We start from the raw sequence: 16,251 nt of genomic DNA on the forward strand, positions 1-16,251 counted from the left end.
CAGGCCTACACTGTACGGCGATCCGTAGGTTGATTAAGGCGTTTGACACCGTCTCTGGCGAAAGAGCGGTAAAAATTGAGAGATTTCTTCTTCTGTCGCCTGACGGAAGAACAGAGAATCAGGCCTTTGCGCCTGAATGTTGCGGAGAAAAAGCATGGCGGGGAATGACCGCGAGCCAATTGGACGTAAAGGGAAACCATCGCGTCCGGTGAAACAAAAGGTGAGCCGTCGTCAACTCAGAGATGACGAGTATGACGACGATTATGATGATGACGACTATGAGGATGAAGAACCGATGCCGCGCAAAGGTAAAGGCAAAGGGCGTAAGCCTCGTGGTAAGCGCGGCTGGTTCTGGCTGCTGCTAAAACTCTCGATTGTCTTTTTGGTGCTGATTGCCATTTACGGCGTCTACCTGGATCAAAAAATCCGTAGCCGTATTGATGGCAAAGTCTGGCAGCTTCCTGCGGCGGTGTATGGCCGTATGGTTAACCTTGAGCCAGAAATGCCCATCGGTAAAAAAGAGATGGTGAAACTGCTGGAGGCCACGCAGTATCGTCAGGTGACGAAGATGACGCGTCCTGGCGAATTTACCGTACAGGCGAACAGCATTGAGATGATCCGTCGTCCGTTTGACTTCCCGGACAGTAAAGAAGGCCAGGTGCGTGCGCGTCTGACCTTTGATGGCGATCATCTGGACACTATCGAGAATCTGGACAACAACCGCCAGTTCGGTTTCTTCCGTCTGGATCCGCGTCTGATTACCATGCTCTCTTCGCCAAACGGTGAGCAGCGCTTGTTCGTTCCCCGCAGTGGCTTCCCTGATCTGCTGGTTGATACACTGCTGGCGACCGAAGACCGCCATTTCTATGAGCATGACGGCATCAGTTTGTACTCCATTGGGCGTGCGGTACTGGCTAACCTGACGGCAGGCCGTACTGTGCAAGGGGCGAGTACGCTGACTCAGCAGTTGGTGAAAAACCTGTTCCTCTCCAGCGAGCGTTCGTACTGGCGTAAGGCTAACGAAGCCTATATGGCGCTGATCATGGATGCGCGCTACAGCAAAGACCGCATTCTTGAGCTGTATATGAACGAGGTGTACCTCGGTCAGAGCGGCGACAACGAGATCCGTGGTTTCCCGCTGGCGAGTCTTTATTATTTTGGGCGTCCGGTTGAAGAACTGAGCCTTGATCAGCAGGCGCTACTGGTGGGGATGGTTAAAGGGGCGTCTATCTACAATCCGTGGCGTAACCCGAAACTGGCGCTGGAGCGCCGTAACCTGGTGCTGCGTCTGCTGCAACAGCAGCAGATTATTGACCAGGATCTGTATGACATGCTGAGTGCGCGTCCGTTAGGCGTACAACCACGTGGCGGGGTGATTTCACCGCAGCCAGCGTTTATGCAGATGGTACGTCAGGAACTGCAGGCGAAGCTGGGTGATAAAGTTAAAGACCTCTCCGGCGTGAAGATCTTCACCACTTTTGATTCTGTGGCGCAGGATGCGGCAGAAAAAGCAGCGGTTGAAGGCATTCCGGTGCTGAAGAAACAGCGTAAGCTGAGCGATCTGGAAACCGCGATTGTGGTTGTGGATCGCTTTAGTGGGGAAGTTCGTGCGATGGTTGGTGGGGCGGAGCCACAGTTTGCAGGCTATAACCGTGCCATGCAGGCACGCCGCTCGATTGGTTCTCTGGCGAAACCGGCGACCTATCTGACCGCACTGAGTCAGCCGAAGCTGTACCGTCTGAATACCTGGATTGCCGATGCGCCGATTGCGTTGCGTCAGCCTAACGGGCAGGTCTGGTCTCCGCAGAACGATGACCGTCGCTACAGCGAAAGTGGCAGAGTGATGCTGGTGGATGCGTTAACGCGTTCCATGAACGTACCGACGGTAAATCTGGGGATGGCGCTGGGTCTGCCAGCCGTGACCGATACATGGATAAAACTGGGTGCACCGAAAGATCAACTGAATCCGGTTCCGGCTATGCTGTTGGGAGCACTGAACCTTACGCCAATCGAAGTGGCGCAGGCGTTCCAGACTATCGCCAGCGGTGGTAACCGCGCGCCGTTATCAGCACTGCGTTCGGTGATCGCCGAAGATGGCACGGTGCTGTATCAGAGCTTCCCACAGGCCGAACGAGCCGTTCCGGCACAGGCGGCGTACATGACGTTGTGGACGATGCAACAGGTTGTACAGCGCGGTACCGGTCGTCAGCTGGGCGCCAAGTATCCTGGGCTGCATCTGGCAGGTAAAACCGGGACCACTAACAACAACGTTGATACCTGGTTCGCGGGTATTGACGGCAGTCAGGTGACCATTACCTGGGTGGGGCGTGATAATAACCAGCCAACCAAGCTGTACGGCGCGAGCGGAGCGATGTCGATTTACCAGCGCTATCTGGCTAACCAGACACCGACGCCACTGACGCTGACGCCGCCGGAAGATATTGTTGATATGGGCGTGGATTACGACGGTAACTTCGTTTGTAGCGGCGGGATGCGTACGCTTCCGGTATGGACAAGCGATCCTGATTCATTGTGTCAGCAAGGTGAGATGCAGCAGCAGTCAGGCAATCCGTTTGATCAGTCAACGCAGCCGCAGCAACAACCCCAACAGCAGCAGCAGCAACAACAACCGCCGCAGCAGGAGAAGAAAGATGGCGACGGTGTCGCAGGTTGGATAAAAGATATGTTTGGTAGCAACTAATACCCCCTAAAACCCGCTTCGGCGGGTTTTTCTTTGCCCACGTCTGGATTGAGGCAAACAACATTTCAGCGTAATTTATTAACCCTTTCTTTTCATCTGGTTATTTCTTAACCCCTCAGTTTTAGTAGGGATGTGTATTGCTTGCTATCCCGCCAGAGTTTCGAATATTATGCTGCCGTTATAATAATAATTCTCGTTTACGTTATCATTCACTTTCATCAGAGATATACCAATGGCGCGTCTTAAAACTGCTCAGCCAAACTCTTCGCTGCGTAAAATCGCAGTTGTAGTAGCCACAGCGGTTAGCGGCATGTCTGTGTATGCACAGGCGGCGGTTCAACCGAAAGAAGAAACAATCACCGTAACCGCAGCACCTGCCGCACAAGAAAGCGCATGGGGCCCCGCGGCAACCATCGCGGCAAGACAATCTGCCACGGCGACAAAAACAGACACTCCGATTCAAAAGGTGCCGCAGTCTATCTCCGTTGTGACAGCCGAAGAGATGGCGCTGCATCAGCCTAAATCTGTGAAAGAGGCGCTCAGTTACACTCCTGGTGTCGCTGTGGGAACTCGTGGCGCATCTAATACCTATGATTACCTGATCATTCGCGGATTCGCCGCTGACGGCCAAAGCCAGAATAACTATCTGAACGGCCTGAAAATGCAGGGCAACTTCTATAACGACGCGGTAATCGATCCCTATATGCTGGAGCGCGCTGAGGTTATGCGCGGCCCGGTTTCCGTTCTTTACGGAAAGAGTAACCCTGGCGGCTTGTTGAACATGGTCAGCAAGCGCCCGACGACGGAACCGTTGAAAGAAGTTCAGTTCAAAATGGGCACTGACAGCCTGTTCCAGACCGGTTTTGACTTCAGTGATGCGCTGGATGATGACGGTGTGTATTCTTATCGCTTAACGGGCCTTGCTCGCTCCGCTAATGCACAGCAGCAAGGTGCGGAAGAGCAACGGTATGCCATTGCGCCTTCTTTCAGCTGGCGTCCGGACGATAAAACGAACTTCACTTTCCTCTCTTATTTCCAGAATGAGCCAGAGACCGGTTATTACGGCTGGCTGCCAAAAGAGGGGACAGTAACGAAACTGCCAAATGGCACACGTCTCCCTACTGATTTCAATGAAGGTGCGGGCAACAATACCTATTCTCGTAACGAGAAGATGGTAGGCTACAGCTTCGATCACGAATTTAACGACACTTTTACCGTGCGTCAGAATTTGCGCTATGCGCAAAACAAAGTTTCGCAAAACAGCGTATATGGCTACGGTATGTGTTCCGATCCGCTCTATACCAAGGATCCGGCTAAAAGTCCTTGCGCCAGCGTTCCTCAGTCCGATTGGGATCACACGCTGACTCGTCAGTACGTTATCGATAATGAGAAATTGCAGAACTTCGCTGTTGATACTCAGCTGCAAAGCAAGTTCGCGACTGCCGATGTGGATCATACCCTGCTGACCGGCGTTGATTTTATGCGCATGCGTAACGATATCGACTCATGGTTTGGTTATGCCGGTTCTGTTGCACCGTCCGATATCTATAACCTTGACCGCAGCGACTTTGATTTTGGCTCACACCCAGGCCCTTCTGGTCCTTACAAAGTGCTGAACAAACAGAAACAGACTGGCTTGTATGCGCAGGATCAGATGCAGTGGGATAAGGTGCTGGTTACTCTGGGCGGTCGTTACGACTGGGCTAAACAGGACTCTCTGAACCGTGTTTCTGGCGTTACGGATTCCCGCGATGATAAGCAGTTCACCTGGCGTGGCGGTGTTAACTATCTTTTCGACAACGGCGTAACCCCGTATTTCAGCTACAGCGAGTCGTTTGAACCGGCTTCCCAGACGGGGGCTAGTGGGAATATTTTCGCACCGTCCAAAGGTAAGCAGTACGAAGCGGGCGTGAAATATGTTCCGAGCGATCGTCCGATCGTGATCACCGGTGCTGTCTATCAGTTGACCAAAACCAACAACCTGATGGCTGACCCGACAGGCACATCGTTCTTCTCAGTTGAAGGCGGTGAAATTCGTTCTCGCGGTGTGGAAATCGAAGCGAAAGCGGCACTGTCTGCCAGCGTTAACGTTGTCGGCTCTTATACCTACACCGATGCGGAATACACCACTGACACCACCTACAAAGGCAATACGCCTGCTCAGGTGCCAAAACATATGGCATCACTGTGGGGCGATTATACCCTCTATGATGGTGCGCTTTCCGGGCTGACGTTGGGTACTGGCGTTCGTTATACTGGTTCCAGCTATGGCGACCCGGCAAACTCCTTCAAAGTGGGGAGCTATACGCTGGTGGATGCGTTGGTACGTTACGATCTGGCTCGCGTTGGTATGGCGGGCTCCAACGTGGCGCTGCATGTGAACAACTTGTTTGACCGTGAATACGTCGCCAGTTGCTTCAATACCTATGGCTGCTTCTGGGGCGCGGAACGTCAGGTCGTTGCAACAGCAACCTTCCGTTTCTAATTTCTCTTTGGGCACGCTTTGCGTGCCCGTTTTACAAGTTGGCCGCTATGCAGGAAAACAGATCCCATCCCGACACCACTTTTGCGCTAAGTCATGTCTCCTTTCGTGTACCTGGCCGCACGCTTTTGCATCCTCTCTCGTTAACCTTTCCCGTGGGTAAAGTGACCGGTCTTATCGGCCATAACGGCTCCGGTAAATCCACGTTATTAAAGATGTTAGCTCGCCATCAGCCGCCTTCTGAAGGCGATATTTTTTTGGATGGACAGCCCGTTGATAGCTGGAAGAGTAAAGCATTTGCCCGCAAGGTTGCCTGGTTACCGCAGCAGTTGCCGCAGGCGGAAGGGATGACAGTGCGTGAACTGGTGGCGATTGGTCGCTACCCGTGGCACGGTGCGCTGGGACGTTTTGGTGTAGCTGACAGAGAAAAAGTGGAAGAGGCGATAACGCTGGTAGGGTTAAAGCCACTGGCACATCGTCTGGTTGATAGTTTGTCCGGCGGCGAGCGTCAACGTGCGTGGATCGCCATGCTGGTGGCGCAGGACAGCCGTTGCCTGCTGCTCGACGAACCCACTTCGGCGTTGGATATCGCCCATCAGGTTGATGTGCTGGCGCTGGTGCATCGCTTGAGCCAACAACGTGGATTGACGGTGATCGCCGTGCTGCATGATATCAATATGGCTGCCCGCTACTGTGACTATCTGGTGGCGCTACGAGGTGGCGAAATGATCGCTCAGGGGACGCCTGCTGAACTGATGCGCAGTGAAACCCTGGAACAGATCTACGGTATCCCGATGGGTATTTTGCCGCATCCGGCTGGTGCTGCACCTGTGAGTTTTGTCTATTAATGATCGCATTACATCATATAACCCGCCGTCGTTTGCTAACGGCAATGGCGTTGTCACCATTGCTCTGGCAGATGAATCAGGCGCGTGCGGCGGCGGTTGATCCGCAGCGCATTGTGGCTCTGGAGTGGTTACCGGTTGAGCTGCTGCTGGCGCTGGGTATTACACCCTATGGCGTCGCAGATGTTCCGAACTACAAGCTGTGGGTCAATGAACCTGCTCTGCCGGACTCGGTGATTGACGTCGGGTTACGCACTGAACCCAATCTTGAACTGCTGACTGAAATGAAGCCCTCATTTATGGTTTGGTCGGCAGGCTATGGTCCTGCGCCCGAGAAACTGGCACGTATTGCGCCTGGCCGTGGATTTAACTTCAGCGATGGCAAAAAGCCGCTGGCGGTTGCCCGCCAGTCGCTGCAGGAAATGGCGCAGTTGCTGAATCTGGAACCTGCTGCCGAACGTCATCTGGCGCAATATGATCGCTTTATTGACAGCCTGAAACCACGCTTTATTCAGCGCGGAGAGCGTCCTTTACTGCTGATGACCCTGCTGGATCCTCGCCATATGCTGGTGTTTGGTCCTAACTGTCTGTTTCAGGAAGTGCTGGACGAGTACGGGATCCGTAACGCCTGGCAGGGGGAAACAAACTTCTGGGGTAGCACTGCTGTGGGTATCGATCGGCTTGCGGTCTATAAAGATGTTGATGTGTTGTGCTTTGATCATGGCAACAATAAAGAGATGAATGCGCTGATGTCCACCCCGTTGTGGCAGGCAATGCCGTTTGTCCGCGCCGGACGTTTTCAGCGCGTACCTGCCGTCTGGTTCTATGGCGCAACACTGTCGGCGATGCGCTTTGCGCGCATTCTGGATAATGCGCTGGGAGGCAAAGCGTGAGTAAACGTGTTGCGCTTTTCCCGGTACTTTTACTGACAGTCTTGTTTGTATCTGCCTGCTGGCTGACCTGGGTTAACTTCTCTGTTGCCCTGCCGCGCAGCCAGTGGCTGCAGGCTATCTGGTCGCCGGATATCGATATCATTGAACAGATGGTTTTCCATTTCAGTTTGCTGCCGAGGCTGGCGATTGCGTTACTGGTCGGTGCCGGGCTGGGACTGGTTGGCGTTTTGTTTCAGCAGGTATTGCGTAACCCGCTGGCAGAGCCGACCACGCTTGGCGTGGCAACCGGAGCACAGTTAGGTATAACGGTCACTACACTGTGGGCGCTCCCCGGAGCGCTGACCACGCAATTTGCGGCGCTGGCAGGAGCATGTATCGTCGGAGCGCTGGTGTTTGGTGTCGCCTGGGGCAAACGTCTTTCGCCCGTCACATTGATCCTTGCAGGTCTGGTGGTAAGTCTGTACTGCGGCGCGATTAACCAACTGATGGTTATCTTCCATCACGATCAACTGCAAAGCATGTTTTTGTGGAGCAGCGGAACGTTAACGCAAACTGACTGGAACGGGGTGCAGCGTCTGTGGCCGCAACTGCTGGGTGGCGTGATGCTAACCCTGCTGTTATTACGTCCTATGACGCTGATGGGGCTGGATGACGGTGTAGCGCGTAATCTTGGCCTGGCGCTATCGCTGGCGCGTCTGGCCGCATTGTCGCTGGCGATTGTGCTGAGTGCTTTGCTGGTTAACGCAGTCGGAATTATTGGTTTTATTGGTCTGTTTGCGCCGCTGCTGGCAAAAATGCTCGGCGCCCGGCGCTTACTGGCTCGCTTGATGCTGGCCCCGCTGATTGGTGCTCTGATCCTCTGGCTTTCCGATCAAATTATTCTGTGGCTGACCCGCGTATGGATGGAAGTCTCTACTGGCTCGGTAACCGCACTGATTGGCGCACCGCTGCTGTTGTGGCTGCTGCCGCGTTTGCGCAGCATGAGCGCGCCGGATATGAATGCCAGTAGTCACGTTGTTGCGGAACGTCAGAACGTGCTGATGTTCGCCCTGGTGGGGGGCGCAATATTGTTGTTGACCGTCGTAGTGGCGCTTTCTTTTGGTCGCGATGCTCATGGCTGGAGTTGGGCCAGTGGTGTGATGCTGGATGAGCTGATGCCCTGGCGCTGGCCACGAATTATGGCGGCACTGATTGCGGGTGTTATGCTGGCGGTAGCGGGCTGTATTATTCAGCGCCTGACCGGTAATCCAATGGCCAGCCCGGAAGTATTGGGTATCAGCTCCGGTGCGGCGTTTGGCGTCGTGTTGATGTTGTTTCTGGTGCCCGGAAATGCCTTCGGTTGGCTGCTACCTGCCGGGAGTGTCGGGGCAGCGGTGACGTTGCTGATCATCATGATTGCCGCTGGGCGCGGGGGCTTTTCGCCTCACCGAATGCTGCTGGCAGGGATGGCGCTTAGCACTGCATTTACTATGTTGCTGATGATGCTACAGGCCAGCGGCGACCCGCGGATGGCGAGCATACTGACCTGGATCTCCGGCTCGACCTATAACGCTTCCCCTGAACAGGTAATACGTACGGGGATCGTGATGGTGATTCTGCTGGCGATTACGCCGTTGTGCCGTCGCTGGCTGACGATTTTACCGCTGGGCGGTGATACGGCTCGGGCGGTGGGTATTGCGTTGACACCGTCACGTGTCGGTTTGCTGATGCTGGCCGCGGGACTGACCGCAACGGCAACCATGACTATTGGACCGTTGAGCTTTGTTGGGCTGATGGCGCCGCATATCGCCCGCATGCTCGGTTTTCGGCGTACCATGCCGCATATGGTAATGTCAGCGCTGGCGGGTGGGGTACTGTTGGTCTTTGCGGACTGGTGCGGCAGAATGGTGCTGTTTCCGTATCAGATCCCGGCGGGATTACTCTCGACGTTTATTGGTGCGCCATACTTTATCTGGCTGCTACGTAAGCAGAGCCGGTAATACAAAGCTGGATAAGCACTTTGCGTCGCCATCCGGCAACAAAAAAGCCGGGTGGCGGAGTGCCTTACCCGGCTTACGATCTCTGATGCTGCTTTTTACAACTTCCCGAACACCCGGCGTGCGGCGTCGATGGTGTTATTGATATCTTCCATGCTGTGCGCGACGGACATAAAGCCAGCTTCAAAGGCTGATGGCGCGAGATAAACCCCTTCATCCAGCATCATGTGGAAGAAACGCTTAAAGCGCTCGACATCGCATGCCATTACGTCCTGATAGCAGGTCACGGTTTCTGCTTCGGTGAAGAAAATCCCGAACATCCCGCCCACATGGTTAACCACCAGAGGAATATTCGCTTCCTGGGCGGCTTCCAGCAGACCTTCTGCCAGATGGGTGGTGAGTTCATCTAATGTTTCATGAATACCCGGCTGGGCGACTTCATTCAGACAGGCAAATCCTGCCGCCATGGCAATTGGATTACCAGACAGCGTACCAGCCTGATAAACCGGTCCGGTTGGTGCCAGCGCGTCCATGACATCGCGACGACCGCCGAATGCACCAACAGGCATACCACCACCGATGATTTTGCCCAGACAGGTCAGATCCGGAACGACGCCGTAGTAATCCTGCGCGCCAGCCAACGCGACACGGAAACCGGTCATTACTTCATCGATAATCAACAGCGCACCAAACTCATCGCACAACGCGCGCAGACCAGGCAGGAATTCCGGCAGCGGCGGGATGCAGTTCATGTTGCCAGCGACCGGCTCCACGATAATGCAGGCAATGTCTTGCGGATACTGTTCAAATGCTGCACGTACAGAGGCGAGATCGTTATAAGTACAGGTCAGAGTATGCTTAGCGAAATCTGCCGGAACGCCCGGAGAGTTCGGCTGGCCCAGCGTCAGTGCGCCGGAGCCGGCTTTTACCAGCAGGCAGTCGGCATGACCGTGATAGCATCCTTCAAATTTGATAATTTTATCGCGTCCGGTGAAGCCGCGCGCCAGACGGATGGCGCTCATCGTCGCTTCGGTACCGGAGTTGACCATGCGCACCATGTCCATGGTTGGCACGAGTTCAGTGACCAGCGCCGCCATTTTCACTTCCATCTCGGTTGGCGCACCAAAGCTCAGGCCACGTTCTGCAGCCTCAATCACCGCATTGCGGATAGCCGGGTGGTTATGGCCCAGCACCATCGGGCCCCAGGAACCAACATAATCAATGTAGGCTTTACCATCGACGTCATACAGATACGCGCCGTCTGCTTTTTCGATAAACAGCGGAGTACCACCCACGCCGGTAAAGGCGCGAACAGGGGAGTTAACGCCGCCGGGGATAAGTTCGCGTGCTGCGCTGTAGAGGTTTTCAGACTTACTCATGGATGGGGTCCTGGTTCGTAGAAAAAGTGAATGCCCGCTATTCTAGTTATTCAGAGAAGGTTATGAAAGTTTTGCGCATTTGAAACAATACGATTTGCAGGGGATTTTCACGAAATGTGCGAGTAGAATGCCGATTCCGTATTTGTATTACCAATTAATGATCATCTAATGAAAACAGACTCTCCCTCTTTTGAAGCACAGCAAATTGTGCGTTTACGGCGCAGGGATCAGATCCGTCGACTACTTGATCGGGACAAGACGCCGCTGGCGATCCTCTTTATGGCGGCTGTTGTCGGCACCGTGACTGGACTTGTTGGTGTTGCTTTTGAGAAAGCTGTGTCCTGGGTACAGAACCTGCGTATAGGCACGCTGGCACAGGTCGCCGATCATGCCATTTTGGTGTGGCCGCTGGCGTTTATTCTCTCTGCGCTGCTGGCAATGGTCGGTTATTTCCTGGTGCGTAAATTTGCGCCGGAAGCGGGTGGTTCGGGGATTCCGGAGATCGAAGGTGCACTGGAAGAGTTGCGCCCGGTGCGTTGGTGGCGTGTATTGCCGGTGAAGTTTATCGGCGGTATGGGAACGCTGGGTGCCGGGATGGTGCTTGGACGAGAAGGGCCGACGGTGCAAATTGGCGGCAATATCGGACGCATGGTGCTTGATGTTTTCCGTATGCGTAGCGCTGAAGCGCGCCATACTCTACTGGCTACCGGTGCTGCAGCCGGTCTGTCGGCCGCTTTTAATGCGCCTCTGGCGGGTATCCTGTTCATTCTTGAAGAGATGCGTCCGCAGTTCCGTTACAACCTCGTATCGATCAAAGCCGTATTTACCGGCGTTATTATGTCCAGCATTGTGTTCCGTATTTTTAACGGCGAGGCCCCGATCATTGAAGTCGGGAAGCTCTCCAATGCACCGGTTAATACGCTGTGGTTATATCTCGTCCTTGGAATTATTTTTGGTTGTGTCGGACCGTTATTCAATACGATGGTGTTGCGGACCCAGGATATGTTTCAACGCTTCCACGGCGGCGAAATTAAAAAGTGGGTGCTGATGGGGGGCGCTATCGGCGGTCTGTGTGGGATCCTCGGTTTAATAAAACCTGAAGCGGCAGGTGGTGGGTTTAACCTGATCCCTATCGCAGCAGCGGGCAATTTCAGTGTTGGTATACTGCTGTTTATTTTTGTTGCCAGGGTCATCACCACGCTGCTGTGCTTCTCCTCCGGTGCGCCCGGTGGGATATTTGCACCGATGCTGGCGCTGGGTACATTGCTCGGCACCGCATTTGGCATGGCTGCAGCGGCGTCTTTTCCGCAGTATCATCTGGAAGCCGGGACGTTTGCTATTGCCGGAATGGGGGCGTTGCTGGCGGCTTCAGTACGTGCACCATTAACGGGCATTGTGCTGGTTCTGGAAATGACTGATAACTACCAGCTCATTTTGCCAATGATTATTACCTGTCTTGGCGCAACACTATTAGCCCAATTTATGGGCGGAAAGCCGCTATACTCGACTATTCTTGCACGTACGCTGGCAAAACAGGAAGCGGAGCAGGCGGCGAAAAGCCAGAGTACAGCTGCTGGCGAGAATACTTGAACGAAATACCAGGGTATTAGATAATGGCCCAAAATATTGGGTTGAAATTTATCCAATTGCCAATGTCGTTTGGAGCAAAATATGAGTGATGACGTAGCGCTGCCACTGCAATTTACAGAAGCAGCAGCCAATAAAGTAAAAAGCCTGATCGCTGACGAAGATAACCCGAATCTGAAATTACGCGTGTATATCACCGGTGGTGGTTGCAGCGGTTTCCAGTATGGTTTCACCTTTGATGATCAAGTTAACGAAGGTGATATGACCATTGAGAAACAAGGCGTTGGTCTGGTGGTTGATCCAATGAGCCTGCAATATCTGGTGGGTGGTGCGGTTGACTATACCGAAGGTCTGGAAGGTTCCCGCTTCGTTGTGACGAACCCGAACGCTAAAAGCACCTGCGGGTGTGGCTCTTCCTTCAGCATTTGATGAGCTGATTCTGTCTGCCCGGTAAGCGTCGCGCCGCCGGGCAATTTGTCGGATAACGGCGTAAACGTCTTATCCGGCCTGTGTATCCCGCGTCGTCAAATTATCGACCATTATCATCTAACGCAAACGTCGGTAGCTTTAAATGCCAGCGAATAGCGGCAAGCCGAATCAGCAATGTGACGATCATCCCCATCATGCTGGCGTTTTCCAGCGGTACTGAAAAAGTATAAAACGCCGTGGCGTGAACAATCCCGCCAATAATACATGCAGTTGCGTAGATTTCTGTACGTAATATCATCGGTACTTCACGTGCTAACACGTCGCGAATAATCCCGCCGCCTACGCCGGTGATCACTCCCATACAAATTGCCACCAGTGGTCCGGTTCCGGCGAGAAATGCTTTATTAACGCCAATGCCGACGAACACCGCCAGACCGACAGCATCCAGTGCCGGAAGGATCCACTTGGGTAATCGTCTTGGCTGGCGCACCAGTAAGATCGTGAGCATGCTGGTGATCATGGCAACAACCAGATCGGTAGGATCTTTAACCCAAAATACCGGCCCGTTATCCAGTGCCATATCGCGGATCGTGCCGCCGCCTACTGCGGTAACAACGCCGAGGACCAGGACACCGAAGGGGTCCATACGCAATTTCCCGGCCAGTAATACGCCAGAGATAGCAAATACCGCAGTGCCTACAATATCGAGCCAATAGACGAGCATTGTCGAATCCCCAATACACATCACCCTTCAGGCTGCCTCTTTGTTGGCTGCGTTAGTTACCCCTGTCACGTATTATTTGTACGCTTCCGGGGATTCATTAACTTGCTGCCTCGAGGCATCATGAATGATTTTGTGTCTCATTTATCTGTGAAAGCGCATTACAGAGTTGTTTTGCGGCGAGGATAATACGCGGGCTCGCGCGTTCGAACCAGTCACTATTAAGGGTAATAACCGGGATTTTTAGCTGATTTCCCCAGTATTGTTCGATTTTAAGATTTTCGCCCGAATTTCCGGTGGTAACGATAGCCTGAGGCGCTCTTGCCAGAACCTGTTCGCGGCTGACCTGCGGCCAGGGGACCCGGCTGCCGGCAAAGATGTTTTCTCCGCCACAGACCTCAAGAACCTGGTGCTGAATGGAGCCTTTCCCACTGGTAAACAACGGATTTGCGCCAAACTGAAGAAACACACGTTTTTTCGGTTTGTTGGCATACTGTGATTTTAGTGAAGCATACTCATCAAGCAAGGTTTTCGCGGCCTGTTTTGCCTGTTCAGGTCTGGGACTCCACGCCGCCAGTTGGCGCAGCGCGTCTGCGACTTGCTCAATGGTTACCGCATCCACCCAAATAACTTTAATTCCCAGGGCGGTCAGTTGATTCACCTGCCGTTCGGCGTTCCCTCCGCGCCAGGCGATAACTAAATCTGGTTTGAGCGCCACGATGCGTTCCAGATTCATGCCTTGCCAGGTTGAGACCTCTTCAATATTTTTGGCCTCGGGCGGGTAGTTTGAGTAGCTGCTGACGCCGACCGGGGTAATGCCGGCGGCAAAGGCCAGTTCGGTGTTAGCAGGGGAGAGTGAAACTACACGCGGTGCGGCACAGAGCCACACCGGAAGAGTGAAAAGCAGGGCGGCCAGCGCCCTGGGCATTAATTTAGCCATGCGCCAGTTTCTGTACCAGCGTTTCAACCATCAGGCTCGACTGTTTCGCGGCAACAACCAGGAATTCGTCAAAGCTGAGATGGGACTGCTGATCGGCGACATCAGAGATGGCACGAACCACCACGAACGGGACTTTAAAGTTGTGGCAAACGTGCGCAATTGCCGTGGCTTCCATTTCTACAGCAACTGCCTGCGGGAAATTATGTTTAATTTTTGCCAGACCAACAGATCCATTAATGAAGGCGTCACCGCTGACAATCAGCCCACGAACGGCGTTCAGATTGAGTTCTGCGATGCAGGACTCAGCCGCGGTGATCAGTGCGGGATCGGCTTTAAAGCCTGCCGGACAGCCCGGCAACTGGCCAAATTCATAGCCAAATGCGGTAACGTCAGCATCGTGATAACGTGCTTCATCAGAAACTACGATATCGCCGACTGTCAGCGTAGAGGCCAGGCCGCCCGCAGAACCGGTATTAATGATGGCATCCGGCTTGCAGCGTTCGAGCAAAAGCGTTGCGCCCAGTGCCGCAGCCACTTTACCGATACCAGATTTCAGTAGCGCAACCTCAGTACCGTTCAGTTGGCCGGTGTAAATTTCACAACCGCCGAGGGAGATAGTCTGACGGTTTTCGATTTTGTCACGCAGGAGCGTAACTTCTTCTTCCATTGCACCAATGATGCCGATTTTCATAGATTTACTCGCGATAAGCCAGATTTGAGGGCATAGTCTATCATGCGCTTAAGGGGTAGCGCATTTCTCAGGCGGGAGAGGACATGGCACAGATCGATTTCCGAAAAAAAATAAACTGGCATCGTCGTTACCGTTCGCCGCAGGGCGTGAAATCTGAGCATGAGATCCTGCGAATTTTTGAAAGCGATCGCGGACGTATTATCAACTCCCCGGCAATCCGCCGGCTGCAGCAAAAAACCCAGGTTTTTCCGCTGGAGCGTAATGCAGCGGTGCGCACACGTCTGACGCATTCGATGGAAGTTCAGCAGGTGGGACGCTATATCGCAAAAGAGATCCTCAGCCGACTAAAAGAGCTAAAGTTGCTGGAACAATATGGCCTGGATGAGCTGACAGGCCCTTTTGAAAGTGTTGTCGAAATGTCCTGTCTGATGCATGACATTGGTAATCCACCGTTTGGGCACTTCGGTGAAGCGGCGATTAACGACTGGTTCCGCCAGCGACTTTTTCCCGCGGATGCGGAAAGCCAGCCCTTAAGCGATGACCGCTGCCTGGTGGCGGCGCTGCGTTTGCGTGAAGGCGAAGAGTCTCTCAATGATATCCGCCGTAAAGTGCGGCAGGATTTGTGCCACTTTGAAGGTAATGCGCAGGGGATTCGGTTGGTACATACCTTGATGCGAATGAATCTTACCTGGGCGCAGGTTGGGGGTATTTTAAAATATACGCGTCCGGCATGGTGGCGCGGAGCTGCCCCGACAACACATAACTATTTAATGAAAAAACCGGGATATTACCTTTCCGAGGAACCGTATATTGAGAGGTTGCGTAAAGAATTATCTTTAGCACCTTACAGTCGCTTTCCATTAACCTGGATTATGGAGGCGGCCGATGATATCTCTTATTGTGTGGCCGACCTGGAAGATGCCGTTGAGAAAAGAATCTTCAGTGTCGAACAACTTTATCACCATCTGTACGAGGCATGGGGACAGCACGAAAAAGGTTCCCTGTTTACCCAGGTTGTTGAGAATGCCTGGGAGAAATCGCGCTCAAATACATTAAGTCGCAGTACGGAAGATCAGTTCTTTATGTATTTGCGAGTCAACACGCTGAATAAACTAGTACCGTATGCGGCCCAGCGTTTTATTGATAACTTGCCGCAGATTTTTGAGGGTAGCTTTAATCACGCGCTGTTGGAAGACGCCAGTAGCTTCAGCCAATTGCTCGGGGTTTATAAAAATGTGGCGATGAAACATGTGTTTAGCCATCCCGATGTTGAACAACTGGAATTACAGGGGTATCGGGTTATCAGTGGGCTACTGGAAATCTATAAGCCGTTATTAAAAATGACGCAATCAGACTTTACCGCGCTGGTTGAAAATGAAAGATTAAAACACTTTCCGATTGAGTCGCGATTATTTCAAAAGCTGTCTACGCGCCATCGGTTGGCTTACGTTGAGGCTGTTAGTAAAATATCGTCTGTTTCTGCAGAGTATCCGGTTTTTGAATATTATTATCGCTGTCGCCTGATCCAGGATTATATCAGCGGGATGACGGATTTGTATGCCTGGGATGAATACCGACGACTGATGGCGGTAGAACAATAAATACTC

Annotated in this window: 13 protein-coding genes; 9 read left to right on the forward strand and 4 right to left on the reverse strand. The window is 53.2% G+C overall.

Annotation, left to right across the window (positions count from 1 at the left end):
• Positions 1-154 precede the first annotated feature (154 nt).
• The 5 genes from mrcB (at position 155) to fhuB (ending at position 8,900) form a co-directional block, all read left to right on the forward strand.
• The gene (mrcB, locus tag OGX98_RS23700; RefSeq protein ID WP_136345309.1) at positions 155-2,701 is read left to right on the forward strand and encodes a bifunctional glycosyl transferase/transpeptidase; all 2,547 of its coding nucleotides are present in this window, start codon (positions 155-157) and stop codon (positions 2,699-2,701) included.
• A 232-nt stretch (positions 2,702-2,933) separates the two neighbouring features.
• Positions 2,934-5,186 (forward strand): ferrichrome porin FhuA, encoded by a 2,253-nt coding sequence (fhuA, locus tag OGX98_RS23705; RefSeq protein ID WP_045439933.1) that lies wholly within the window; start codon positions 2,934-2,936, stop codon positions 5,184-5,186.
• Positions 5,187-5,233: 47 nt separating this feature from the next.
• Positions 5,234-6,031 (forward strand): Fe3+-hydroxamate ABC transporter ATP-binding protein FhuC, encoded by a 798-nt coding sequence (gene fhuC, locus OGX98_RS23710; RefSeq protein WP_045439935.1) that lies wholly within the window; start codon positions 5,234-5,236, stop codon positions 6,029-6,031.
• Positions 6,031-6,921: a Fe(3+)-hydroxamate ABC transporter substrate-binding protein FhuD gene (fhuD, locus tag OGX98_RS23715; protein WP_200011484.1), complete on the forward strand. Its 891-nt coding sequence runs from the start codon at positions 6,031-6,033 to the stop codon at positions 6,919-6,921. Before fhuC ends, fhuD begins: the two co-directional genes overlap by 1 nt.
• Entirely contained in the window at positions 6,918-8,900 is a 1,983-nt protein-coding gene (gene fhuB, locus OGX98_RS23720; protein WP_286595999.1) for a Fe(3+)-hydroxamate ABC transporter permease FhuB, read from the forward strand. Before fhuD ends, fhuB begins: the two co-directional genes overlap by 4 nt.
• A 95-nt stretch (positions 8,901-8,995) precedes the next feature.
• On the opposite strand, the gene hemL is transcribed toward fhuB, so the two are convergent.
• On the reverse strand, positions 8,996-10,276 hold the full coding sequence (gene hemL, locus OGX98_RS23725) for a glutamate-1-semialdehyde 2,1-aminomutase (RefSeq protein WP_286596001.1): 1,281 nt from the start codon (positions 10,274-10,276) through the stop codon (positions 8,996-8,998).
• Positions 10,277-10,444: 168 nt separating this feature from the next.
• On the opposite strand from hemL, the gene clcA reads away from it, so the two are divergent.
• Genes clcA through erpA form a run of 3 tightly spaced genes read left to right on the forward strand, consistent with a single transcriptional unit; the run spans position 10,445 to position 12,292 of the window.
• Positions 10,445-11,866 carry a H(+)/Cl(-) exchange transporter ClcA gene (gene clcA, locus OGX98_RS23730; protein ID WP_045439953.1) on the forward strand — a complete coding sequence of 474 codons (1,422 nt, stop codon included), beginning with the start codon at positions 10,445-10,447 and terminating at the stop codon, positions 11,864-11,866.
• 23 nt (positions 11,867-11,889) lie between these two features.
• Positions 11,890-11,955: a small protein YadW gene (gene yadW, locus OGX98_RS23735; protein WP_136345333.1), complete on the forward strand. Its 66-nt coding sequence runs from the start codon at positions 11,890-11,892 to the stop codon at positions 11,953-11,955.
• Positions 11,948-12,292, forward strand: a complete 345-nt coding sequence (gene erpA, locus OGX98_RS23740) for an iron-sulfur cluster insertion protein ErpA (protein ID WP_008786260.1) — start codon at positions 11,948-11,950, stop codon at positions 12,290-12,292. The genes yadW and erpA overlap by 8 nt, the downstream gene beginning before the upstream one ends.
• Before the next feature lie 100 nt (positions 12,293-12,392).
• Here the strand turns inward: erpA and OGX98_RS23745 are convergent, their stop codons facing one another.
• The 3 genes from OGX98_RS23745 to mtnN form a co-directional block, all read right to left on the reverse strand.
• A complete protein-coding gene (locus OGX98_RS23745; protein WP_045439956.1) occupies positions 12,393-13,016 on the reverse strand; it encodes a TRIC cation channel family protein in 624 nt (207 codons plus the stop codon).
• A gap of 118 nt (positions 13,017-13,134) precedes the next feature.
• Complete coding sequence (gene btuF / locus OGX98_RS23750; RefSeq protein ID WP_045439959.1) at positions 13,135-13,953, reverse strand: vitamin B12 ABC transporter substrate-binding protein BtuF; 819 nt, start codon at positions 13,951-13,953, stop codon at positions 13,135-13,137.
• A complete protein-coding gene (gene mtnN, locus OGX98_RS23755) occupies positions 13,946-14,644 on the reverse strand; it encodes a 5'-methylthioadenosine/S-adenosylhomocysteine nucleosidase (protein WP_045439962.1) in 699 nt (232 codons plus the stop codon). Before mtnN ends, btuF begins: the two co-directional genes overlap by 8 nt.
• A gap of 83 nt (positions 14,645-14,727) precedes the next feature.
• Here mtnN and dgt point away from each other — a divergent pair, with 83 nt between their 5' ends.
• Positions 14,728-16,245: a dGTPase gene (gene dgt / locus OGX98_RS23760; RefSeq protein WP_286596002.1), complete on the forward strand. Its 1,518-nt coding sequence runs from the start codon at positions 14,728-14,730 to the stop codon at positions 16,243-16,245.
• Positions 16,246-16,251: the final 6 nt, after the last annotated feature.

The sequence above is a fragment of the Citrobacter sp. Cm046 genome, assembly GCF_030333065.1.
Lineage (GTDB): Bacteria > Pseudomonadota > Gammaproteobacteria > Enterobacterales > Enterobacteriaceae > Citrobacter > Citrobacter murliniae.

Bases quoted from the DNA above. Each gene is read 5' to 3' on its own strand.
- mrcB (WP_136345309.1), top strand. From the start codon at position 155: ATGGCGGGGAATGACCGCGAGCCAATTGGACGTAAAGGGAAACCATCG.
- fhuA (WP_045439933.1), top strand. From the start codon at position 2,934: ATGGCGCGTCTTAAAACTGCTCAGCCAAACTCTTCGCTGCGTAAAATC.
- fhuC (WP_045439935.1), top strand. From the start codon at position 5,234: ATGCAGGAAAACAGATCCCATCCCGACACCACTTTTGCGCTAAGTCAT.
- fhuD (WP_200011484.1), top strand. From the start codon at position 6,031: ATGATCGCATTACATCATATAACCCGCCGTCGTTTGCTAACGGCAATG.
- hemL (WP_286596001.1), bottom strand. From the start codon at position 10,276: ATGAGTAAGTCTGAAAACCTCTACAGCGCAGCACGCGAACTTATCCCC.
- clcA (WP_045439953.1), top strand. From the start codon at position 10,445: ATGAAAACAGACTCTCCCTCTTTTGAAGCACAGCAAATTGTGCGTTTA.
- erpA (WP_008786260.1), top strand. From the start codon at position 11,948: ATGAGTGATGACGTAGCGCTGCCACTGCAATTTACAGAAGCAGCAGCC.
- OGX98_RS23745 (WP_045439956.1), bottom strand. From the start codon at position 13,016: ATGCTCGTCTATTGGCTCGATATTGTAGGCACTGCGGTATTTGCTATC.
- btuF (WP_045439959.1), bottom strand. From the start codon at position 13,953: ATGGCTAAATTAATGCCCAGGGCGCTGGCCGCCCTGCTTTTCACTCTT.
- mtnN (WP_045439962.1), bottom strand. From the start codon at position 14,644: ATGAAAATCGGCATCATTGGTGCAATGGAAGAAGAAGTTACGCTCCTG.
- dgt (WP_286596002.1), top strand. From the start codon at position 14,728: ATGGCACAGATCGATTTCCGAAAAAAAATAAACTGGCATCGTCGTTAC.